Source organism: Paenibacillus sp. FSL L8-0333 (genome assembly GCF_037965665.1).
GTDB lineage: Bacteria > Bacillota > Bacilli > Paenibacillales > Paenibacillaceae > Paenibacillus_AQ > Paenibacillus_AQ odorifer.
Genome location: NZ_CP150186.1, coordinates 2,745,592 through 2,768,138, shown reverse-complemented (window position 1 = coordinate 2,768,138; position 22,547 = coordinate 2,745,592). Strand labels below are relative to the sequence as shown.

Sequence of the window (22,547 nt, the reverse complement as noted above, 5' to 3'; positions counted from 1 at the left end):
TCCCATGGATTCATCCGGGGACGGTGTTTTTTTACAATTCATTCTAATCCTCAATCGTGGATAGATCTCCTGTCGGAAGATGCAGCTCCCATGCCTTCAGTACACGCCGCATGATTTTACCTGATCGTGTCTTCGGTAGTTTATCCTTAAACTCGATTTCTCGCGGCGCAGCATGTGCAGACAGGCCCGCTTTGACAAAAGCGGCGATCTCCTCTTTCAGAGCAGCAGTTGGAGTATAACCTTCTCTAAGCGAGATAAAAGCCTTAATAATCTCACCCCGCACAAGATCCGGTTTGCCGATTACACCCGCTTCTGCCACTGCCGGATGTTCCACTAATTTGCTCTCCACTTCAAATGGCCCAATACGCTCACCAGAAGAGTTGATAACATCATCAATTCGTCCCTGAAACCAGAAATATCCTTCGTCATCCATATAAGCGGAATCGCCAGAAATGTACCAGCCAGGAATCCGGAAATATTCCTCATACTTCGTCTGATTGTTCCAGATCGTTTTCATCATGGACGGCCACGGAGTTTTTATCGCAAGATTCCCCATAGAGAACGGTGGAAGAACATTTCCCCGATCATCCAGAATCGCTGCTTCAATCCCCGGTAACGGACGGCCCATTGAGCCTGGTTTGATATCCATTGCCGGATAATTACAAATCAATTGTGCCCCTGTTTCAGTCATCCACCAAGTATCATGTATACGCTGATTGTAAAATTTATCTCCCCACCGCACCACTTCCGGATTTAACGGTTCACCAACCGATAGAACATGGCGCAAGCTGCTTAAATCAATCCCCTGTAAGGAGTGCTCCCCTGCACCCATCAACATACGAAAAGCTGTAGGTGCGCTGTACCATACAGATACCTTATTCCGTTCGATTGTCTTATACCAATCCTGAGGACTAAAGCGGCCGCCTCTAACTACATTGGTCACCCCGTTTAACCAAGGGGCAAATATGCCGTATGAAGTTCCGGTCACCCAGCCAGGATCTGCCGTACACCAGTATATATCGTCTTGACGTAGATCTAGCACTACTCTGCCTGTATAATAATGTTGAATCATTGCTCTATGCACATGATAAACGCCTTTGGGCTTTCCTGTAGAACCAGATGTATAATGCATAATAAGGCCGTCATCCAAATCAAGCCATTCTAAATTAAGATCAGCAGAAACGTTAGCCATCTCTTCTGCGAACCCTAAGTTTCCTTGCTCAATATCTGTTGCTCCACCTACTAGAAAAATATGACGAAGCTCCGGAAGCTCTTCTCGCTTGACCCGATGCAGCAATTCAGGCGTAGTTACCAGCGCAACGGCTCCACTATCCTCCAAACGATCCTTAACTGCTGTTTCCATGAAGGCTTCGAACAAGGGTCCTGCTATGGCTCCGATTTTGAGAATACCTAGCAGACTGAAATACAGTTCCGGTTGGCGAGGCATAAAAATAAATACCCTATCTCCTTTACCGATGCCATATTTACGCAATACATTTCCGAACCGATTCGACCGTTCCTGCAGATCGGTAAATGTATAGGATTCTTCCCGTACAGTGTCACTGTAGAGTAGGGCCGTTGCCGCTCCCCGCCCTTCATCAACATGGCGATCAACGGCTTCATAGGCCATATTAACCTTGCCGGTTTCATACCATGAGAAATTACGTTCAACATCCTCCCACTCAAAATTGGCTACTGCCTCCGCATAATCAGACATATTGGAGCTCTGCACACGACCCGGCAAAATTTCGCTATGGACTTGACCCATCACTCTTGCCTCCCTCACTCGTTTGATTTAAGCTTTAAGGGTAAGACTCATGTTTTAAATAATGATGTCAATGCAGTGAATGTGAATTTTTTATGTCTGAATTAGTATACCATAGCAAGCGTTTACATACCATTTTTTTGATCTGAAAGGAGCACTGTCATGGAGCATCGCAAAATCCCTATTTCCCATACTCTCTCCTATATGGGTAGAACGATAACTGTGAGCGGACCCCGATCTCCTGAGGACCTTGAAGCCCTGCATATGCATCAGGATCTAGATGCTTTTCGCAGGCCATTAGAGCAGCAAGAGGCGCTCGTAGAGATCGCCAGCTTGCCAGAAGGCCGTGTGATTACTGCGGTAGAGAATGATGTCATAGTGGGCTATGTGACCTTCCATTATCCAGATGAAATGGAGTTATGGTCACAGGGTGGGATGGAGGATCTTATTGAGCTTGGAGCAATAGAGGTGAGTAATGATTATAGAGGGGCCGGACTAGGCCGGCTGCTGATTTCTACTGCTTTTGAACGGGAGCAATTAGAGAATTGTATTGTTTTTACAACAGAGTATTATTGGCACTGGGATTTAAAAGGCAGTGGGCTGAACGTGTGGGCCTATCGCCAAATGATGGAACGCCTGATGAAGACCGTTAATATGGTTTGGTATGCTACGGATGATCCGGAAATCTGCTCACATCCCGCTAACTGCCTAATGGTTCGCATTGGACAAGAGGTGCCCATGTCCTCTCAGGAGACCTTTGACAGAGTACGTTTTAGACAACGTTTCATGTATTGAGCATTAAATATGCTGCAGCATAAATTCTAATATGGAATGCGAGCGTTGTGAAGATTGTACTGTAAATTCTCTGAAATTCACCTCAGCTGATCCATCAGACTTATCTGACATCGAGCGAATGATGACAAAGGGCGTGGCGTTCATATGACAGACTTGGGCAACCGCCGCCCCTTCCATTTCCACACAAGCTCCATCCATTTGCTCTCTTAATTCAGCTACCATCTCCGCATTAGAAATGAATTGATCACCAGATAACACTTTGCCTATCAAGTACTTTTGACCTAACTCATTGCATGCCTTCTCAGCAAGCTGTACTAACGCAGGGTCTGCCTGGAAGACGGAAGTCTCCTGATAAGGAATTTCGCCTCTTGCGAATCCAAGCCCCGTAGCATCCATGTCATGTTGTACACATGTAGACGATATAACAATATCTCCAATATTCAATTCAGGATGTACAGCACCAGCAACCCCCGTAAACAGCACACGGGATACGCCAAAATTATCAATTAGAAGCTGAGTCGTAACTGCTGCATTTACTTTACCCACCCCAGATTTACAGAGCACTACGGATTTGCCTAATATATTTCCTATGTAATATTGTATACCTGCTTTAACTTTTGTCCGCTTGTCCTCCATGCCTTCTAGAAGCAGCTTAATTTCTTCATCCATCGCTCCGATTAATCCGATGATTTCACTCACAGCAAATGCCTCCTTTGATGATTTGTTTAATAAATAAAAACATAAAAAGCTCCATAAGGAGCTTTTTACGGAATAACTGTTCAGTTCTTAAATTACTTATTCAGATGATTAACCGACAAGCGGAGAATCGTTTCATGAGGCAGGATAACCCGCGGATTCTCAACGGTTTCTTTCTTCATAAGCTTGGTCAAAAGTCTCATCGCAACCGCGCCCAAATCGTACATAGGCTGAGCTACGGTTGTCAGCAAAGGACGAACCATCGAAGCCATACGAATGTTATCCACACTAATAATGGAGAAATCATCCGGTACCTTCAGACCTTCATCTTGAATACTGTGAATGGCGCCAATAGCCATTTCATCCGTTGCCGCAAAAATAGCGGTTGGTTTCTTCTTGAGTCCAAGGAAATACTTCATTGCTTCTACACCAGATTCATAGCGGTAGTTACCGATGCGTACCAAATCCTCTTGGTACTCGATTCCTGCCTGTTCCAGTGCTTTCTTGTAACCATGGAAACGTGCATATCCATTTGCAGGATCCTGCAGTGTGCCACTGATCATAGCAATCTCACGATGACCGTGACGAATCAATGTGTTCACAGCATCAAAAGCAGCGGTTTCATGATCGATGTCAACGGAAGGATAAGTTCCCTTCTCATCCCGTGTAGCACATAGAACAATCGGAACTGCAGAAGTCTGGAAAGCTTGAATATGTTCGTCAGTTACTGTACCCCCCATGAAGAGCAGACCATCGACCTGTTTCTCCAAAAGGGTATTAATGACACGAATTTCTTTCTCTTTACGCTTATCCGCGTTACACAATATGATATTGTAATGATACATGTTCGCGATATCTTCAATCCCGCGTGCAATTTCTGCAAAAATCGAGTTTGAAATATCAGGGATGACAACCCCAACGGTTGTCGTTTTCTTACTGGCAAGACCTCTTGCCACGGCATTGGGACGATATCCCAAACGTTCAATCGCTTCAAAAACTTTCTTCCGGGTCTGCGGTTTCACGTTAGGGTTATTATTCACAACCCGTGATACCGTAGCCATAGATACGCCTGCTTCTCGAGCTACATCGTAAATGGTTACCGTCAAATTACTCTCTCCATTGCGATAAATTTTATCGTTCGACTAATTAAAAATATGATACGACACTTTGTACATTTGTGCAATGATAACGCTTCATTTTCCTTCCAAAATTTCTTTCAAGGCTGAAAACGTCACCCTGGATTAAAATTGTGACCAGTGCTGGTTAACCTGTCCAAGAGCATCAATAATGTAACTTCTATCTATCGTAACAAAAAGTGAGTGAAAAATCCAACATTCCGTGAAAAATTTTCATTATTTTCACACAATTTTTTTATAATCTTCATTTTCAGTCATTTGGAAGGTTAATTGAGACAATCTTCGACTAGTTTCTTCCATCCAGTGTTGGTCTGACAGCTTCTCAGCTAAACGATAGATATCGAGAAGCATATCGACTCGGGTCTGAATCCTCTCTCGGATTATCGCCTCTAGTTCTAATATTCCCCCTATTATAGTTTCTGACAAGGATTCTTTTAATACACTGGCCAATTCATTTCTCTCCGTAAACAAAAAATCTTTTCCCGGATCATCTCCACTGAGTTCTTTTACTAATTTGCCTAGATCTGCTTTAATAAACTGCAAAGGTTCATAACTAGCGCATTCTGGGCAGGTATAGACAGGAACATGCGTAATCTTCATCTTCGTATTAAAAATCAAAGAATGCATATGTAAGTTCATGAGGCCACCACAACTGCACAACTTCTCCATCAAATTATCTTTATACATCTTCTACACCTCTTGCACAAAATTAATAAAGCACAAAGTTTGACTTTTTCAACTTCTATATTCGACTCCACTCGATTAAAACCCTCCTTTATTGCATATAATGATTAAATTGGCAATTTGTCTATAATTTACATCCCTAAAGATGACTTCATATTTTAAATTTGATAGAATAATGAAAGAATCATGGGAATCGAAAGGAGCTTAACTAAATGAGACTAGCCGGTAAAAAGGTGATAGCACTCGTAGACGATGAATTTGAAGATTTGGAGCTCTGGTATCCCGTGTATCGGGTGAGAGAAGAAGGTGCCGAGGTTCACTTGGCAGGTCTGGAAAAAAATAAGACGTACGTCGGTAAATATGGCGTACCTGCTAAAGCAGAATACTCCTGGGACGAGCTTAATGCCGCAGATTATGATGGGATTTTGGTTCCAGGCGGCTGGGCTCCTGATAAAATCCGTAGATACAGTGCCGTTCTAAAGCTAGTACAGGATTTTAATGCGGCTAAAAAACCAATTGGGCAGATCTGCCATGCAGGCTGGGTATTAATTTCTGCTAAAATTCTGGAAGGTGTAACCGTCACCTCCACGCCGGGCATCCGTGATGACATGGAGAATGCCGGAGCCATCTGGAAGGATGAGGCTGTAGTTACGGATGGACATATCATTTCCGCTCGCCGCCCGCCAGATCTTCCGCCATACGGCAAAGCCTTTTGCGATGCACTTGCTGGGGAATAAACAATAGGTATATAGTTTAAAATCAAACAAGCCCTGTTTCTCACAATTTGAGGAGCAGGGCTTTTGATTTGAGGCGTTTAAAATTCCAAATTATTACCTGATCCGCATAGAATCCGTCTCCATGATCATATTTGGATAATTTGTAAACCTAAAGGTCAAAGGTTGAGGCAGCTTTTCTTTACCCACGTTAAGAAAATAAGTTATTGTAGTTCCTTTAGCATCCTCTCTATACTCTCTATATCCGGAGTAATTATCATGTACAAGCCAATGTCCGCTTCCAGCGCTATCCACAAAATTATCGTCTATCCCAAAACCGGTTGCTTCATGCAACTCCTCAACTTTTTTGGGAATCAATAAATCCAATACTATAATCCCCTGCTCTTCGTCCGCGGTCCGTTTGGAAATCGAGAGAGAGTTATCCGGTGCCTTTAAAATCTGCTGCGTTTCCGTGTTAATCACAAGCTCGACCTCTGATTGATCTAGAGCAGAGATTCCTTCAACTTCAAGTTTGATTGGATCATTAGGTCTCATATTGTCATTGTGGTAAATATTCGATCCACTTGCCCGCATTAGTTCCTCTTGATGACCCCCTTTTCCGAGGACAAGCTTAGGTGAAAGCAAACTAAAAATCCTCATTGTATTCTCTCTGCCAAAGGTTTCCCGCATATAAATACCCGTAGGTCCAATATAAACCTGGTCCATTATAATTTTCTGTCCACCGATAGACAGACTATCCTTCAAATCAACAAGTTCTCCTTGAAAATAATTGTTATCGGCTTCCAGTGGAATTTTGACACCCATTTCTTTTATATCCTTGTTATTAAAAACTTGACTAAGAGCATCTGGAAAAAGCGATAATGTGATATTCAACTCCTCTGGTATCTCATCCTGATATTTATCCCAGACGATTTGCTCATACATACGAGTCGTCCCAGGGGACCCAACCTCTTGTGCATTAGAAGTGCTAAACCCGCTGTATCCACTAAGGTGGTATTTATCCTCTGGAGTCTTTTTCAAAGACAAGCCAAAAAGACGCATCTTCTGATCCGTATTATTCTGGATTGTATAAAGCACTGCAATGCCTCTTCGATCTGCAATGATTCCGTTAACAGTCCATGTTATCCCATCCACCTCAGAAGAAGAGATACTTACCTCCTTCATCATCCCTGCATCAAGTGCTGATTTAATCGTCAGATTATTAGCAATAACGGGTCTAAACAATTCAAGCTGGCCCCAGCTTTTTGGAGGTAATTGTGCACGTACGGGATTTATCATCTGATTTGCCCAAGGCACAATTATAAGTAAGGCGAATGCCAAGACCACCAATACAACAACAGCGTACCTTTTACTAAAAGACAAACGTGTACGGTTCCCTTGCTGCATCCCCCTGCGGATCGCAGTGTCCAGTTTTACATCCAAAATTTCTTCTGCCTCCGCATCGATTTTCTGAAAATAATCCTTAAGCAGCTTTTCTTCAGACTCAGCCATAAAATAGCTCCCCCTTCCGCTTCATTTTGTCACGCAATTGTTTTAATCCTTTATTCAGCCATGTCTTCACTGTGCCCTCTGGTTTATCCAGCACCTCTGCAATTTCGGCAAGGGTCATATCCTTGTAATATTTGAGCACCAGCACTTGGCGATATTTGGGTTTCACTCCATCCAGCGCTTGTTCCATGTCCAGTCTGCGGTCACTTTTCATCTCCATGATTCCCTCATCACTTCGAGCAGCTTCTGCGACTGTGTTCCTCTTTCGGCGCTTCAGCTCATCATTACAGCAATTAATCAAAATACGTGTTAACCAAGGAGCGAACCGCTCCGCGTCTTTTAAGCTCTTTCGTTTAATCCATGCGCGGCAGGTTGCCTCCTGCAAAACCTCCAGCGAATCCGCTTCATTTCGCAAATAGCTGTAGGCAATGCTATAAAGTTTTCTTTTCTGTCCAGCCACTTGCTCATAAAACAGCTCTTCGTCCGTAGCGGCCATTTCCATTTCATCATTTATAATGTGATCCATTTTCGGCCTGCCTCCCCCCTTGCCTTTATTCCTAAATCGGTTCTGTGTAACTCTCTCTATGTATTGACTGCGCTGCAGGGTAAACGGTTTTGTTTTTTTAAAAGTATGTCATAAATATAGAAAAAGGCTCGGCAAGAATGCCGAACCTTGATATGAATTGAATAAAAGTTACAGTAACTTTAGGATGAGGCTTTCTCCTGTAGTTCTCCGCTTGATCCAAGCGTAAGGCCACTTTTTTGCGCAAACGCAGTTAACATTTCTTCCGTCTCTGAGCTTGTACGATGATGGAAACACGCTTTGGCAATTCTTTTGGCATCCTTGGCCAATGTGTTCAGTGTGCGGTGTTTAACCTTCAGCAGCGCCTGCGGCGACATGCTGAGATCTCTAATTCCCAGCTCCAGCCAAAGAGGCAAAGAACGCTCATCCGCCGCCATTTCACCACATACACTGATATCAATCTTGGCATTACGTGCCGCTTCTACCGTCATACGGATCATTCGCAGAACCGCTGGATGGTACGGATGATACATATGAGCAATTTGTTCATTCATACGGTCTACCGCTAACACATATTGAACCAAATCATTAGTGCCGATACTGAAAAAGTCAACTTCCTCAGCCAATAAATCCGCAATCATAACCGCCGCCGGAACTTCAATCATAATACCCACAGGAAGATTCCGGTTAAAAGGGATATCTCGTTGCTCCAGCTCAGCTTTCACTTCTTCTAAAACAGCTTTTGCCGCCTGCACTTCCTCTACGGAAGAAATCATCGGAAACATTAACTTTACATTCCCGTATGCACTTGCCCGCAAAATGGCACTTAGCTGGGTTTTGAACATATCCAATCGATCCAAGCTGATGCGAATCGCCCGATAACCAAGGAAAGGATTCTGTTCTTCAGGCAGCTGGATATAATCCAACTGCTTGTCCCCGCCAATATCCAGCGTACGAATCACTACAGTGTTGTTGCCCACCTTCTCGACAACCTGTTTATACACTTCAAATTGTTCATCCTCAGTTGGGAAAGATCTGCGGTCCATATAAAGAAACTCGGTACGGAACAGGCCTACACCTTCAGCACCATACTTAAGTGCTATGTTGAGTTCTTTAACTGAACTGATATTGCCGGCAAGTCGCAGGTTCACACCATCCTTGGTGACAGCCTCCACGGTGGCGAGCAGTTCCAGCTGCTCTTTCTTTTTATGCTGTTTATCCCGAATCGCTACATATTCATTTATCGTAAGTTCATCTGGGTGGATTTGTACAGATCCGGTATCGCCGTCGATCACAAGCATGTCCCCGGTCTGAATAGGATTAGACAGATTATTCTCCAAGCCCGCTACAAGCGGAATGCCTAGCGCACGAGCCATAATGGAGGAATGTGAGGTTTTACCGCCCATCATGGTGACAATACCTAGAACATAAGTTGGATTCAAGTGAGCTAGCTGGGAAGGAGACAACTCCTTCGCAACAAGAATATATGGCTGTGTATCCGATGGTAACGTAACCTCTGGAGCGCCTAAAAGATGTTTTAAAAGACGGTTTCCGACATCCTTGATATCAACCGCCCGCTCCTTCATGTACTCATCGTCTAGCAGATCAAACATCGCTACAAAATGATCAATCGCTTCTTTCACAGCTACTTCTGCCGCTTTGTACTGGCGTTCAATGATCCCGCGGATTTCACTCATGAACACAGGATCATCTAAGATCGCCAGATGAGCATCAAAAATACTCGATTCCTCCGGACCTACCACTTCTCTGAACTCTTTTTTGATGAATTCAATCTCGTCCTTAGAGGTACGGATACCTTCGTATAAACGCTCAAACTCCTTAGCTAGATCCACTGGGTTCACTTGTGTATCCGGTAAGCTCCATTCCCAGTTCGGCAAGACAAAGGCCTTCCCGATAGCTACACCTGCTGCTGCGCCTATGCCTTGTATCATCCTTCAATCCCTCCAACGTTACTTTCGTGTAAGACTACGGACATTACTGATGATTGCCCCTTTTTAACATTTTTAAATGGAGCATAGCTCCATGATTTGACCCGATCAGGATTCGTGATCACCATCGGTGTAGCCAATGAGGCCGCATGTTCACGCAAATAAGCGAGGTCGAATTTAACAAGCAATTGACCTGGCTCCACGCTGTCGCCTTCTTTTACAACCGCCTCAAAGGGTCCCTTGAGCTGTGAAGTGTCGATCCCTATATGCATGAGTACTTCCAGCCCTTCCGGCGTCGAAATACCCACGGCATGCATTGTAGGATAGACGTGCATAACTTTCCCGAATACGGGTGAAGTAAGTTCCCCTTTTTCCGGCAAAAATGCAACCCCATCGCCCACTAGCTTAGCTGCAAAAATGTGATCAGGCACTTCCTCGATAGGCATCATTCTGCCCTGCATTGGCGAACTGAACAGCACCTGCGGCAAATCACGAAGCATAAGCTTGTTAATCTCCTCGCGGATCAGTTCAGAATACGTGCCAAATACTACCTGGACATTTCCGCCGCCCAGCTTGATAATCCCTGCGGAACCCAAACCTTTAAGCGCTCCAGTATCTATATATCGGTCATTATGAACCGTAAGCCGCAGACGGGTGATACAGGACTGCACTTGTACAATATTCTCCTTGCCCCCAAGCGCCTCTAAGATTAGCGGTGCCTGATAAGGGATATTGCCGGCCCAATCCCCAAGCTCTGAACCTTCTTCACGCCCCGGTGTCGGGATCTGAAAACGGCGAATCGCCCAGCGAAATAAATTATAGTATACAATCCCATAGCCGATACCAATCGGAATCAGCAGCCAAGCCCTCTGTGATAAATGCATGTTCAAGAAGAAATCGATGGCTCCAGCCGAATAGGAGAACCCGTGATGGATTCCCAGCATGTAGGTCAGTACCATTGCGAGACCGGACATTACAGTATGTACCGCGAACAAATACGGAGAAGCAAATAAAAATGCAAATTCGATCTGCTCCGAAACCCCGGTCAGAAAACAAACCAACGCCGCCCGTACAAAAGTCTTTTTAATCTTGGGCTTCAAATCCTCGCGCGCTTCCTGAATAATTGCAAAAGCAATGGCAGGCAGCGCAAACATCATAATCGGAAACAACCCCGCCATAAAAATCCCCGCCGTAGGATCGCCTGCAAAAAAACGCGGCAAATCCCCCTGAACCACAGCACTGCCATCAGGAGTCGTAAAATTCCCAAATTGAAACCAAAACACATTATTAAGAATATGATGTAGTCCAAAAGCGGTCAGAACCCTATATAGGACCCCATAGATAAAAACACCAAACCCGCCCGTCTGCAATATTCCCTGAAAAAGATTATCCAGCCCAATCTGCAGCAGCGGAGATATTCCTAACATTACCCACGCGAACCCGGCAGAAAATAAGCCCATGAACAGCAAAACAAAACGCGACCCTCCAAAAAACTGGATCGCCTCTGGAAGCTTAATATTTTTAAACCGGTTTTGCGCGACACCGGCAACGATCCCCAGCAAAATTCCGATTAGTGTTGCAGGTTGTACAAGCCCGTCTCCCATTTGGGTGACAATTCGGTCGTAAGTGAACATCCCAGCCAGCGCTGCAAGCCCCGCCGTTCCGGCTTGATTGGATAAACCCCATGCTACACCTACAGCGAACAAATAAGGCATATAATAAAATATTGCCTGCCCCGCGTAAGTAGCCACTTCAGACACCGAAGAAAGTCCCCATGCAGACCAAGGTAAGCTGCCCAAACTCAGCAAAATGGCTGCCGCCGGCAGTACCATGGTAGGAAGCATTATGGCTCTGCCCAATTGCTGCAATGATCCGAGCCAATTCAAGGCTACCCTCTCCTTTCTTTCTATATTGAATGGTAAGCGCTGCGGGGATTTTTGTCAAAAGAAACTCATGAGATCTTCACGTTACATTTTTAAAACAAATATTCTCACTTTCCACTAAACATTTATTCATTAGAATTCATAGAACGGCTGGTATTTACGTGGGGCTATTAATACTACAGAGTCAGAATCGGGTTTAAGTGTACTTTGTGCAACTATTCCTATCGACGTTACTCTGAGCACCTTTTTAACTGCACTTTATACAACTATTTTTAGTGATTTTCCACTTCATCTAATCTTTGATGCGTTCTAAGTGTACAAAGTGCAACTATTTCGCATTTAGATAGCTATTTTAGCGTTTTAGTTGTATAAAGTGCAATTATTCCCTTGCGCAGCTGTCCTATAGATGTCCCTAGCATACCTGATTGGATTGGATTTGATTTGATTTGATCTGGTCTGGTCTGGTCTGGTCTGGTCTGGTCTAGTCTGGTCTGGTCTGATCTCAGAGCCCTCGCTTCATAACATCGAACTTTTCTCCCCCCATTAGCTCCAATACCCTAAACTCACAGTTTGGAATTCCACCTGAGTTTAAGTGTACTTTGTGCAACTATTCATATCGACGTTACTCTAAGCACCTTTTTAACTGCACTTCATACAACTATTTTTAGTGATTTCCCACTTAACCTAATCTTTGATGCGTTCTAAGTGTACAAAGTACAACTATTTCGCATTTAGATAACTATTCCGGCGATTTAGTTGTACAAAGTGCAATTATTCCCTTGCGCAGACTCTAAAGATCCTCTTACCACATTTGATCTGGTCTGAGAGCCTTCACCTCATAATACCGAATTCTTTCTCCCTGATTAACCGGCTTCAGCAACCCCTTCTCACTTAATGATTGCAGCAATCGACGCGCCGTACGGAAATTAATGCAGAAATGCGTGGCCACATCCTTTGGACGAACCGGTCTACCGAGACGCCAAGCGAAACGCAGAACCTCTTTTTCCTCAGACAAAATAGCTACGCTAGCAAAATTACGAGCCAAGTAAGGCGCCAGCACCAGTTGCAACAGCATGCGGCAGACCTCGGGACGTTGCTGGATATCATCAAAAGAAAAATGAATCATCCTCCAGCCCATCCCAGTCAAAAAAGTGTCCCTATTTACTGAATAGTTGAATTTTTCGCGGTCCATATCCTTCACATGGCTTTGATATCCATCACACTCGATCCCAAAGCTGCTGCCCGTCTGCGGAAGAAAAGCAAAGTCCAAAAATTGTGATTTGCGATTCCAGTCATATACTTCGTATTCTGGATGCAAATCGTCTAGGGACTCAAACATAGGCCACCATACATTCTGCAAAAATAGCTTTTCCGCAAAATTATTGCCTCTAACCAGCCTCCCTCTTTTTTCACCTGTTCTTGATTTCATATGTTGGTCGATAAACAAACCGTGCGCTTCTTCAAACTCCATAACCTAGCCTCCCCTACAAAATAAAAAAACGCCCTTCACCGCAAAAAGCGGTTAAAGGACGTTCTTCGTCTAATCTCATTATAACTAGCTCAACAGGCGAGTTACATTAAAAATCGCACCTTGTGTTACACAATACCTCTTACTTTGGCTGATCTCCATCATCTAAGTTTGCTATAACCTCAGCGTCATAAATTTAAACCTAGTTAGTTTATTGCACTTTTGCTCATTCATAACAGCTAGTTCGTTCTTCGCCAATTAGCTCGTTCTTCACCAGTTAGTCCGTTCTTCACCAGTTAGTTCGTTCTTCACCAGTTAGTCCGTTCTTCGCCAGCTAGCTCGTTCTTCATCAGCTAGTTCATTCTTCACCAGCTAGTTCGTTATTCGTCAGTTCCTTGTTACGTCCGTTGGTCAACGATAACTGTAATCACCACACACTTAACTCAGTGTTCAGTTCAACAGTATATGACCAACCCTACTGCCGGCTACGCCCATGCATTGTGATCGCTTCTTCGACCTTGATGCAGCGGTCCATAATGGCGATCATACCGTGCTCAGCGGCGATTTCAGCGGCTTCTGCGCTAACTATACCCTGCTGGAGCCACAGCACACGTGCGCCAATGTCAGCAGCCTCCTGCGCGACCTTTGCGCAGTGTTCGCTTCGACGGAATACATTGACGATGTCCACTGGCTCCGGAATTTCTGCTAAAGTGTGATAACACTTTTCTCCCAGGATCTCACCATCCACCGTTGGGTTAACGGGAATGATCCGATATCCCCGGCTTTGCATGGCGCCCGCGACCATATAAGAGGTACGGTCTGTTTTGTCTGACAAGCCGACAACAGCAATGTTACCTGCGGAAGCAAGGATATCTCCGATCTGCTCCCGACTTGGATTCTCAAAGCTCATAAGTAGTGCCCCTTTCCATAGTTACACTTACTGATCCTTGTTTAACTGAAGCTAGATACGCTAGCTCCCTTATTCCTATTGTACCCACTCCACATTCGCACCAAGCGCACGCAAGTGATCAAAATATTGCGGATAAGATTTTGCCACATGATGTGCATCCTTAATCAAAAGAGGTTTACGCGCACGCAAGCCCACTACGGATAGTGCCATAATTACGCGGTGATCATAATGCGCATTAATGGTGACTCCGCCTTCGACACCTTCAGGCATGCCGTGAACAATAATCTCATCGCGGCGTTCTTCTACCTTAGCTCCGGCACGGGTTAATTCTGCTAAGTAATCGGTAATGCGATCGCATTCCTTATAACGCAAATTCTCAACATTGTAGAATCGGGAGGTGCCTTCTGCAAATACTGCGGCAGCCACCATGGCCAATACCGCATCGGTTGCAGCATCTCCATCAAATTCAACAGCTTTTAGGATACCGTTCCCTTGGACATGTACTGTGCCCTCTTCATGAGTAAGAGGAACTTCCATCATCCGCAGCACATCAACAATGGCTCTTTCACCTTGTTTACTTTGTTCTGCAAGACGGTGGATTTTCACATCCGACTTTGTAACGGCAGCCGCCGCAAGGATTGCCGCAGAGCCTGGGTAGTCACCTTGAACAGTATATGACTTAGCTGCATAAGCTTGACGACCTGGAACTTTAAAGGACATGTAATCATCCGCAGCGTGCACCACAATACCTGCCTGCTCCAACACTTCCAAGGTCTGGCCCACGACAACCTTCGATTTCAAATCATCGAGGACAATAATTTCACTATCTTCTTCAAGCAATGGTGTCAGGAATAATAGAGCACTTAAGAACTGGGAGCTTACTGCACCAGAGACAGTAATTCTGCCTCCAACCGGTTTACCCCCACGGATCGTGATTGGCAATTTCCCTTCATTATGCTCCACCTGAACACCTAGCTGTTCCAGCGCCACAATCAAGTCGTCATGCGGACGTTTGCCCAATGAGTCTGGATACGTATTTACAAAAGTAACCTCAGGACTTAACGCGGCCACAGCCATAAGAAAACGCAGCACCGCTCCGGCATTTCCTACATTAAGTTCTTTAACGTCTTTTGGATGACGTCCGAAGCCTTGAATCACAATCTTTTCCTCATCCTCTGTAAGCACAGCACCCAAATCTGCTATGCAGCGACGGATCGCGTCGCTATCCTCACTATGTGCAGGATGATAAATCGTACTTACTCCTTCAGACAATGCCGCAACCAGCAGATAACGTGTCGTATAGTTTTTGGAAGAGAGGGCTCCAAATTCTCCTTGTAGAGATGGCGTTGGCCTAACAATAACGTCCATAATATAAACTCTCCTTAGTAGATGTAGTGGGTATGTAATGCTCGTTTGACAGGGTATTCTGTTCTTGTGTTATCATTAAACCATTCTTCTGATGAAAAGAGGTCAAACCCATGCATAATGTACCACAAATCACACCGCAAGAATTACGGCAGTGTATAGAGACAGGTGAAGACCTTGTACTCATCGATGTTCGCGAAGACGAAGAGGTGGCCTCTGGGATGATTCCAGGTGCACAACATATCCCTATGGGAGAAATTCCACACCGTACTGAGGATATTCCAAGCGACGCCAAAGTGATCTTCATTTGCCGTTCCGGTGCCCGCAGCCAACGTGTCTGCGAATATCTACAGCAGTTTGGTTATAACGCTGCGAACCTTAGCGGCGGTATGATTGAATGGAATGAGACACTCTCTTAAAAGCTCAACCGCGGTAATGCATTAAAATATGTTGCGACACTTCTACCGCAGTCAGTCCCGTTGTATCGACCGTGTAATGCGCGAATAGGTATGCATCCTGGCGATCTTCCATGATTCGTCTGACCCGTTCTTCTGCATTGCCGGCGAGCAGCGGACGATTCTCATCCCCGCTAACACGTGCAATAATCTCTTCCTCAGTTGCCGTTAGCGCAACCACATGCCCTTTACTCAGCATTAAGGCTGTATTCCCCGGCGCCAATACCGCGCCACCACCAGTGGATATTAATTTATTCTCAGACTCTAGCATTTGCTTTAGAACCGCAGTTTCTACGCTTCGAAAGTATTCCTCACCATCTTCTGCGAAGATTTCTGCAATGCTTCTGCCTTCAGTCTCAATAATGACATGATCCAAATCAACCAGCTCATAGCCCAGCTCCTCAGCCAAAATAGCACCAACAGTTGACTTACCAGTCGCCATCATCCCTACTAAAATAATGTTTTTGTTCTTATCTTCCTGACTCATCGTTTTTAGTTCTTCTGTATCCCCAGCCATGACTATCCTCCAACCGCGATATTTGTCATATCATAACACAGGGTCAAAACATTAGACAATCCGCTTCTTCCAGTAAAAAAAGACCCGAAAGGCTCCCCATTTCTGGTGAAGCCGTCCGGGCCGCTTGTCATTCAGTCAATTAGATTATTCTGCTGCCATCCAGTTGTGGTGGAAGACGCCTTCTTTGTCCACGCGTTTGAAGGTGTGAGCGCCAAAGTAATCACGTTGAGCCTGAAGCAAGTTAGCAGGCAAACGTTCTGTACGGTAGCTGTCATAGTAAGCCAATGCGCTGGAGAATCCAGGGACTGGAACACCCAAAGTTACCGCAGAAGCAATGACTTTACGCCATGCAGATTGGTAATTGTCCATAACATTCTTGAAGAAAGGATCAAGAAGCAGATTCTTAAGCTCTGCATTGTTCTCATAAGCATCTGTGATGTTTTGTAGGAAACGGGAACGGATAATGCAGCCGCCGCGCCAGATTTTAGCCAGCTCGCCATATTTCAGATCCCAACCATATTCGTCGGAAGCTACGCGAAGTTGAGCGAAACCTTGCGCGTAGGATACGATTTTGCTCGCGAACAATGCTTTACGCACGTTCTCGATGAATTCGGCTTTGTCGCCTTCAAATGTTGTTGCTTCTGGTCCGTTAAGCACTTTGCTTGCTTCTACGCGCTCATCCTTCATAGCAGACAGGAAGCGGGAGAATACAGATTCGGTAATCATGGACAGAGGTACACCAAGATCTAGTGAGCTTTGGCTTGTCCATTTACCAGTACCCTTTTGGCCAGCGGAATCAAGGATTACGTCAACCATAGGTTTGCCGGTTTCTTCGTCATATTGAGCAAAGATATCAGTAGTGATCTCGATCAGGTAGCTGTCGAGCTCGCCGCTGTTCCACTCTTTGAAAATATTGTGAAGTTCTTTTGCATCCAGACCTAGAACATCTTTCAACAACTGGTAAGCTTCACAGATCAATTGCATATCACCATATTCGATACCATTGTGCACCATTTTAACATAGTGTCCTGCACCGTCAGGTCCGATATATGTACAGCAAGGCTCTCCGTCCACTTTGGCTGAGATTGCCGTTAGGATAGGCTCTACAAGTTTATACGCACTTTCTTGACCACCTGGCATAATCGAAGGACCTTTAAGAGCACCTTCTTCACCACCAGAAACTCCAGTACCGATAAAGCGGAAACCTTTTTCTTCCAGCTCTTTACTGCGACGAACTGTATCAGGGAAGTAAGCATTCCCTCCGTCGATAATGATGTCGCCTTGATCAAGATGCGGCAGCAGTTGCTCGATGGTAGCATCAGTAGCTTTACCAGCTTGAACCATGATCAGAATTTTGCGCGGTGTTTCCAGCGAAGCTACAAATTCCTCAACAGAAAATGTGCCTACGAGGTTTTTACCTTCCGCTTCAGCAAGAAGATCATGTGTCTTCTCCGGGGAGCGGTTGAATACGGATACGGAAAAACCTTTGCTTTCGATATTTAGAGCCAAATTCTTGCCCATTACCGCCAAGCCAATAACGCCGATTTGTTGTTTTGCCATCTGGTCCTCCACCCTTTGCACCCTATATTTTTGTGAAATCCATTTCTCGCAGTATAAGAATACCACCCTTTATCAGAGACAGCAAAGCCTGCCCTGCGAATAGAGATCAATTTCATTGACAAATTCAGACCAAGAAATGATCACAATGACTATTTTAACGTTTTTAACGTCAGAAGTGAACCCCTGTCTGCAAGTTCCAATACAAATATAAGACACCCCGATGAACAGGGTGCCTTGAAAGAACATTTGCCCGGCACTTGCTTACCATTCTAACATAAACAATTCCTTGGTCAAAAAGGCAAGCTCAGCTCGACATTTGTCCGCGCGAACCGTATCTCCAGCCTTTAATGCATCATTTAACCGATCCAACTGTTCATCAACTTCAATTCTCCGCTGGCGAACCCGTTCTTCCCCTTCAATAGAATAAAAGAGTCTTGTCAGCTCCTCATCTGTGAGCATAGGTCCCTTCTGATATAACACACGCTGCTGATAACCAGAAATTTCAACCAGGCGAATCACTTCGCCAAACAGAATATTTTCAATAATAATCTGCCGATCCCGGAAACGCTTAACGATAGCATGCCCGCGCATATCCCCAATTAATTTCTCCATCCACTCTGACAAGCGAGCATCACGGATCATATAATCGCCCACAAGCTTATAGCCGTCCTTAATCCTTTGAAACCGCAATTTCACTAACTTACGACCCGTACGGACCGAAATCACAAAGACCTGTTCATTCTCGCTCCAATATAGGGAATAACCTTCTTGAATCAAATCCTTGATCAGGTCCTGGATATGCTGTCTGTCGAACCGCAGTTCCAGGTTACAATATTCCACCTCGTCGTTTTTGTTCACGGCACTCCCCCCTAACAGCTTCACATCTGTAAAGCCAGCCTTCATTAGTTCAATTCCAGAGTAATCATGGCTGCCGGACCTCTTCTTGAGTTAACTTCCTTTTTGCGTTCGTCTTAATCTTATTTTATACTTCAGTTTATGTAGCGGTAACTTGGTTTATTGACTATTTTTACCCGCAACAGCCTTTCTCCAAACGCTGAGCGAGAATTTTAATGCCTTTTAGTCCTTTTGGAGCATAGACGTTCTAGTCCTTCAGCTTCACAGTGTCATACAGAAGACCTTCGAAACTTACTTCCGTTATATCTTATGTCCTTCTAATTTTCTAAAAAAACCGCTGATATACCGGATCATTCTTCGGTTATCAGCGGCTTTTTATTTTCCTCAGCTAGTCTTAAATTTCTGTTTCGTTCTATGCACAATAAGCAGATGCAGCCCGAAGAGCAGCAGCATTACAATGGCACTTGCCAGGAATGGGACACCATGTCCTACATGATCCCATAATCTTCCTGACAAAACTGGCCCCGCTACCATTCCTGATCCTTGGAGTGTCAGGAACAACCCCCAGACCGTCCCTCGTTCTCCTTTAGGTACTTGCTTAGCCAGAAAGGCATTCCATGCCGGGAGGATAAACGCGTAGCTTATACCGACCAGTGCCACCGCGATAAAGGCAAGTGGCAGCCAGCGAACCTGAGAGAAAAAGGCCAGTGAAAAGGCAGCTAACAAAAAACCTATATTCAGAAACACCGTTGTCCCTATGCGGTCCACCAGCTTGCCTGCGGGAATAAGTGCAAGAACTGTAATCCCTCCCCCTGCAATGAGGAGCAAACTGAATTGATTGGGACTAACATGCAGCTCTGTACGTGCAAACAAGGTAACTACAGGCGTCATCAAGCCAATGGCGAAGGCTTGTAGGAACAAGGCTGGGTACAGCCATCTGCTGACTTTCAGGGTAGTTCTCACCTGATGCAGCGTTCTTTTTATACTTTCTATCGGACTAAGCTTTTTACGATCCATTGCTCCGCCAAGTCCATGCATGTCCCTCACGACAGCATGAGACCCGCTGGAAGAGATTCGTTTAGGTAAGAAAAGGGCTACTACAACTACAGCGGCAGCACAACCTAACAAGACCAGAAAAGCCACATGATAACTCTGTCCACCCTGATCCATTAAAAAATTCACAACAATTGGACCGATTCCTGTTCCTGCGAGAGAGGCCATCTCAACAGCGCCCATGGCCGCACCACTGCTGCCGCTTTTGGTTGATCCGGCGAGTTCGGTAATTCCGGTCATCACACATGGCCAAAGCGGAGATGTCCCGATCCCAAGAATGAGACAGGCGATGGATAACGCAACGGCCGTTTTGGCATAGATTATCAAGCCAATGGCTACTAGAATCAGCAACAATGCACCTGTCATCGTCCAGCGGAACCCTATGCGCTCCATAACCCAGCCTGAAGGGCTGCGGAAGACGTTGTCCCCCAAATACTGTAGGGCAAAAGCGAATCCCACTACTGTCACCGACAGGCCCAGTATATTCTCCATATACACCGGCAACAAGGCAACAAGCAGCGAACCTTTAACAAATTCAACTAAAAAAATAATTACCCACATCTCCACAATAAATGGTGATGCTAAACTAATATTCATCCGTTGTTCAGCTTTCGTGGACATTCTATCACATCCAAATCCTAGTATTCTGAAGATTGTTTTGTTATACTGATGCTTGCCTTAAAAATTAACTATTCGCGAAAGGTTGTGACAGCATTAAATGAATCAACACCGTACTCCCCTCTTCACAGCTCTAAAAAAGCATGCCGCCGGCAATCCAGTTCAATTTCATATTCCCGGGCATAAGAAGGGGCTAGGAACCGATGCCGAATTCCGTGAGTTTATCGGCGATAACGCTCTATCCATAGATCTAATCAACATCGCACCGCTTGATGATCTACATCAGCCAACTGGCGTAATCCAGGAGGCTCAAAAGCTGGCTGCGAAGGCTTTCGGCGCCGACTATACGTATTTTAGCGTACAGGGCACGAGCAATGCCATCATGACGATGATCCTCTCTGTCTGCTCACCGGGTGAAAAAATAATTGTGCCGCGTAACATTCATAAATCCGTAATGTCGGCCATTATCTTCTCCGGAGCCAAGCCTGTGTTCGTCTCGCCTGTACAGGATGAGAATCTCGGGATAGATCACGGCATAACCACCAGTGCGCTGGAACGAGCGTTAAAGCGTCATCCAGACGCTAAAGGAGTTCTAGTTATCAATCCAACGTACTTCGGCGTATGTGCCGACCTGCGTTCGATTGTCGACCTGGCTCACCGTTACGGGGTACCCGTACTGGTGGACGAGGCACATGGAGTACTGATTCATTTTCATGAGGATCTGCCGGTATCGGCCATGCAGGCCGGTGCGGACATAGCTGCCACTAGTGTGCATAAGCTTGGTGGTTCCATGACGCAAAGCTCGGTACTGAATCTAAATGCGAAGACTGGGCTGATTAACCCACAACGGGTGCAGACCATTATGAGCATGCTGACAACAACATCAACCTCATATATTTTATTGGCGTCTCTCGATACATCTAGACGTAATCTCGCGCTGAACGGACATGAAATGGCGGAAAGAACGATCCAATTGTCCAACTACGCACGCGAGACCATTAACACTATCGAAGGCTTGTACAGTTTTGGTAAAGAAATACTTGGAACTGAAGCAACTTTCGATCTAGATCCAACCAAACTTAACATTCATGTTCGCCATTTAGGGATCACAGGTTACGAAACCGAAAACTGGCTGCGTGAGAAATACAACATCGAAGTTGAACTGAGTGACATGTATAATATTCTTTGCCTTATTACCCCAGGTGATACTCAAGAATCAGTAGATAAATTATTAGCTGCTTTGCGGGTGTTGTCCGCCATCCATTATAGCAAGGGTGAAATCTATGAACTGAAGGTTCAGGTTCCAGAAATCCCGCAGCTTGCTTTGATTCCAAGAGATGCTTTTTATGCTGACACTCAGTTAGTTCCGTTCCGCGAATCTGCCGGGTACATCATTGCAGAGTTTATCTATGTATATCCACCGGGGATACCGATTCTCCTCCCTGGCGAAGTCATTACTCAGGATAATATCGACTACATTATCGACCACGTCGAAATCGGTCTGCCGGTTAAAGGTCCTGAGGACCGCAGCATCACTAATGTTAAGGTGATTGTTGAAGCCGATCCTATATCCTAAGATCCATCTTTTCCTAAAAAAACTTCAATCATTTATACAAAAACCCGATACCATAATGAGTATCGGGTTTCTGTATATAAGCATCAACTGTCCCATTCACATAGAACAGCTTAAGTTTAGTCGCTAGAATCTATTCTTGCTGAGCAAGCAGATTGTTGTAAGCTTCTTCAACAGCTTTCCATTCTTCTTCATCTTCGATATTATACAATACCATTTCTTCGTCTTCTTCTTCCATACGCAGAATAATGCCGTCTGCTTCTGGATTCTCGCGCTCTAACAACAGAGCATATAATTTCTCGCCTATGTCGAACGTTTCTACAAGCACCATTTCCACATCTTCGCCCTGCTCGTTCGTCAAGGTCAGCACAAACTCCTCGTGCTCATGGTCGTGATCATGCCCGCAACCGCATGCTTCACCATGCTCATGTTTGTGATCGCTCATTGTAATACCTCACTTTGAATTGTATTATCCTACATCTGGTATCGTACCACGTTAGATTAGTTCAGGTCAATTTAG

The 22,547-nt window shown here is 45.0% G+C and carries 20 protein-coding genes; 4 read left to right on the top strand and 16 right to left on the bottom strand.

What is annotated here, in order from left to right; translation table 11 throughout:
• Positions 1-43: 43 nt before the first annotated feature.
• The gene (acsA, locus tag NYE72_RS12170; RefSeq protein WP_036686145.1) at positions 44-1,768 is read right to left on the bottom strand and encodes an acetate--CoA ligase; all 1,725 of its coding nucleotides are present in this window, start codon (positions 1,766-1,768) and stop codon (positions 44-46) included.
• Between the two features lie 159 nt (positions 1,769-1,927).
• Between acsA and NYE72_RS12165 the strand changes: the two genes are divergently transcribed.
• A complete protein-coding gene (locus NYE72_RS12165; protein WP_076141717.1) occupies positions 1,928-2,560 on the top strand; it encodes a GNAT family N-acetyltransferase in 633 nt (210 codons plus the stop codon).
• Between the two features lie 3 nt (positions 2,561-2,563).
• Here NYE72_RS12165 and NYE72_RS12160 read toward each other — a convergent pair whose 3' ends face one another.
• From NYE72_RS12160 to NYE72_RS12150, 3 genes are all read right to left on the bottom strand, one after another.
• A complete protein-coding gene (locus NYE72_RS12160; protein ID WP_036686141.1) occupies positions 2,564-3,259 on the bottom strand; it encodes a 5'-methylthioadenosine/adenosylhomocysteine nucleosidase in 696 nt (231 codons plus the stop codon).
• Positions 3,260-3,351: 92 nt separating this feature from the next.
• Positions 3,352-4,362 (bottom strand): catabolite control protein A, encoded by a 1,011-nt coding sequence (gene ccpA / locus NYE72_RS12155; RefSeq protein ID WP_036686140.1) that lies wholly within the window; start codon positions 4,360-4,362, stop codon positions 3,352-3,354.
• Positions 4,363-4,614: 252 nt separating this feature from the next.
• Positions 4,615-5,079: a hypothetical protein gene (locus NYE72_RS12150; RefSeq protein WP_076099561.1), complete on the bottom strand. Its 465-nt coding sequence runs from the start codon at positions 5,077-5,079 to the stop codon at positions 4,615-4,617.
• A 209-nt stretch (positions 5,080-5,288) separates the two neighbouring features.
• On the opposite strand from NYE72_RS12150, the gene NYE72_RS12145 reads away from it, so the two are divergent.
• A complete protein-coding gene (locus NYE72_RS12145; RefSeq protein WP_036686137.1) occupies positions 5,289-5,813 on the top strand; it encodes a type 1 glutamine amidotransferase domain-containing protein in 525 nt (174 codons plus the stop codon).
• A 93-nt stretch (positions 5,814-5,906) separates the two neighbouring features.
• Here NYE72_RS12145 and NYE72_RS12140 read toward each other — a convergent pair whose 3' ends face one another.
• The 7 genes from NYE72_RS12140 to aroA form a co-directional block, all read right to left on the bottom strand.
• On the bottom strand, positions 5,907-7,301 hold the full coding sequence (locus tag NYE72_RS12140) for a DUF4179 domain-containing protein (RefSeq protein WP_076141718.1): 1,395 nt from the start codon (positions 7,299-7,301) through the stop codon (positions 5,907-5,909).
• Complete coding sequence (locus NYE72_RS12135) at positions 7,294-7,824, bottom strand: sigma-70 family RNA polymerase sigma factor (protein WP_094902125.1); 531 nt, start codon at positions 7,822-7,824, stop codon at positions 7,294-7,296. Before NYE72_RS12135 ends, NYE72_RS12140 begins: the two co-directional genes overlap by 8 nt.
• A 179-nt stretch (positions 7,825-8,003) precedes the next feature.
• Positions 8,004-9,773: a phosphoenolpyruvate--protein phosphotransferase gene (gene ptsP, locus NYE72_RS12130; RefSeq protein ID WP_036686134.1), complete on the bottom strand. Its 1,770-nt coding sequence runs from the start codon at positions 9,771-9,773 to the stop codon at positions 8,004-8,006.
• Positions 9,770-11,656, bottom strand: a complete 1,887-nt coding sequence (locus NYE72_RS12125; protein ID WP_036686132.1) for a glucose PTS transporter subunit IIA — start codon at positions 11,654-11,656, stop codon at positions 9,770-9,772. The genes ptsP and NYE72_RS12125 overlap by 4 nt, the downstream gene beginning before the upstream one ends.
• A 799-nt stretch (positions 11,657-12,455) precedes the next feature.
• Positions 12,456-13,124 carry a hypothetical protein gene (locus tag NYE72_RS12120; protein WP_076223889.1) on the bottom strand — a complete coding sequence of 223 codons (669 nt, stop codon included), beginning with the start codon at positions 13,122-13,124 and terminating at the stop codon, positions 12,456-12,458.
• 472 nt (positions 13,125-13,596) lie between these two features.
• Positions 13,597-14,031 (bottom strand): CoA-binding protein, encoded by a 435-nt coding sequence (locus NYE72_RS12115; RefSeq protein WP_076104783.1) that lies wholly within the window; start codon positions 14,029-14,031, stop codon positions 13,597-13,599.
• Positions 14,032-14,106: 75 nt separating this feature from the next.
• Entirely contained in the window at positions 14,107-15,399 is a 1,293-nt protein-coding gene (aroA, locus tag NYE72_RS12110) for a 3-phosphoshikimate 1-carboxyvinyltransferase (protein WP_036686127.1), read from the bottom strand.
• Between the two features lie 110 nt (positions 15,400-15,509).
• Here aroA and NYE72_RS12105 point away from each other — a divergent pair, with 110 nt between their 5' ends.
• Entirely contained in the window at positions 15,510-15,815 is a 306-nt protein-coding gene (locus NYE72_RS12105) for a rhodanese-like domain-containing protein (RefSeq protein ID WP_038570249.1), read from the top strand.
• Positions 15,816-15,819: 4 nt separating this feature from the next.
• Here NYE72_RS12105 and NYE72_RS12100 read toward each other — a convergent pair whose 3' ends face one another.
• From NYE72_RS12100 to NYE72_RS12085, 4 genes are all read right to left on the bottom strand, one after another.
• Positions 15,820-16,368 carry a shikimate kinase gene (locus NYE72_RS12100; protein ID WP_256715931.1) on the bottom strand — a complete coding sequence of 183 codons (549 nt, stop codon included), beginning with the start codon at positions 16,366-16,368 and terminating at the stop codon, positions 15,820-15,822.
• 144 nt (positions 16,369-16,512) lie between these two features.
• Positions 16,513-17,928 (bottom strand): NADP-dependent phosphogluconate dehydrogenase, encoded by a 1,416-nt coding sequence (gndA, locus tag NYE72_RS12095; RefSeq protein WP_038570246.1) that lies wholly within the window; start codon positions 17,926-17,928, stop codon positions 16,513-16,515.
• A 261-nt stretch (positions 17,929-18,189) separates the two neighbouring features.
• Entirely contained in the window at positions 18,190-18,786 is a 597-nt protein-coding gene (locus NYE72_RS12090) for a hypothetical protein (protein ID WP_036686566.1), read from the bottom strand.
• A 381-nt stretch (positions 18,787-19,167) separates the two neighbouring features.
• On the bottom strand, positions 19,168-20,457 hold the full coding sequence (locus NYE72_RS12085; RefSeq protein ID WP_076179318.1) for an MFS transporter: 1,290 nt from the start codon (positions 20,455-20,457) through the stop codon (positions 19,168-19,170).
• A 97-nt stretch (positions 20,458-20,554) separates the two neighbouring features.
• Here NYE72_RS12085 and NYE72_RS12080 point away from each other — a divergent pair, with 97 nt between their 5' ends.
• A complete protein-coding gene (locus NYE72_RS12080) occupies positions 20,555-22,030 on the top strand; it encodes an aminotransferase class I/II-fold pyridoxal phosphate-dependent enzyme (protein WP_036686120.1) in 1,476 nt (491 codons plus the stop codon).
• A gap of 130 nt (positions 22,031-22,160) precedes the next feature.
• Here the strand turns inward: NYE72_RS12080 and NYE72_RS12075 are convergent, their stop codons facing one another.
• The gene (locus NYE72_RS12075) at positions 22,161-22,472 is read right to left on the bottom strand and encodes a DUF1292 domain-containing protein (protein ID WP_036686118.1); all 312 of its coding nucleotides are present in this window, start codon (positions 22,470-22,472) and stop codon (positions 22,161-22,163) included.
• Positions 22,473-22,547 lie beyond the last annotated feature (75 nt).

Excerpts from the sequence above, each read along its gene's own strand:
- NYE72_RS12085 (WP_076179318.1), bottom strand. The coding sequence starts at position 20,457 with ATGTCCACGAAAGCTGAACAACGGATGAATATTAGTTTAGCATCACCA.
- NYE72_RS12075 (WP_036686118.1), bottom strand. The coding sequence starts at position 22,472 with ATGAGCGATCACAAACATGAGCATGGTGAAGCATGCGGTTGCGGGCAT.
- NYE72_RS12150 (WP_076099561.1), bottom strand. The coding sequence starts at position 5,079 with ATGTATAAAGATAATTTGATGGAGAAGTTGTGCAGTTGTGGTGGCCTC.
- NYE72_RS12140 (WP_076141718.1), bottom strand. The coding sequence starts at position 7,301 with ATGGCTGAGTCTGAAGAAAAGCTGCTTAAGGATTATTTTCAGAAAATC.
- gndA (WP_038570246.1), bottom strand. The coding sequence starts at position 17,928 with ATGGCAAAACAACAAATCGGCGTTATTGGCTTGGCGGTAATGGGCAAG.
- NYE72_RS12145 (WP_036686137.1), top strand. The coding sequence starts at position 5,289 with ATGAGACTAGCCGGTAAAAAGGTGATAGCACTCGTAGACGATGAATTT.
- NYE72_RS12135 (WP_094902125.1), bottom strand. The coding sequence starts at position 7,824 with ATGGATCACATTATAAATGATGAAATGGAAATGGCCGCTACGGACGAA.
- aroA (WP_036686127.1), bottom strand. The coding sequence starts at position 15,399 with ATGGACGTTATTGTTAGGCCAACGCCATCTCTACAAGGAGAATTTGGA.
- NYE72_RS12100 (WP_256715931.1), bottom strand. The coding sequence starts at position 16,368 with ATGGCTGGGGATACAGAAGAACTAAAAACGATGAGTCAGGAAGATAAG.
- NYE72_RS12105 (WP_038570249.1), top strand. The coding sequence starts at position 15,510 with ATGCATAATGTACCACAAATCACACCGCAAGAATTACGGCAGTGTATA.
- ptsP (WP_036686134.1), bottom strand. The coding sequence starts at position 9,773 with ATGATACAAGGCATAGGCGCAGCAGCAGGTGTAGCTATCGGGAAGGCC.
- NYE72_RS12165 (WP_076141717.1), top strand. The coding sequence starts at position 1,928 with ATGGAGCATCGCAAAATCCCTATTTCCCATACTCTCTCCTATATGGGT.
- NYE72_RS12080 (WP_036686120.1), top strand. The coding sequence starts at position 20,555 with ATGAATCAACACCGTACTCCCCTCTTCACAGCTCTAAAAAAGCATGCC.
- NYE72_RS12120 (WP_076223889.1), bottom strand. The coding sequence starts at position 13,124 with ATGGAGTTTGAAGAAGCGCACGGTTTGTTTATCGACCAACATATGAAA.
- NYE72_RS12115 (WP_076104783.1), bottom strand. The coding sequence starts at position 14,031 with ATGAGCTTTGAGAATCCAAGTCGGGAGCAGATCGGAGATATCCTTGCT.
- acsA (WP_036686145.1), bottom strand. The coding sequence starts at position 1,768 with ATGGGTCAAGTCCATAGCGAAATTTTGCCGGGTCGTGTGCAGAGCTCC.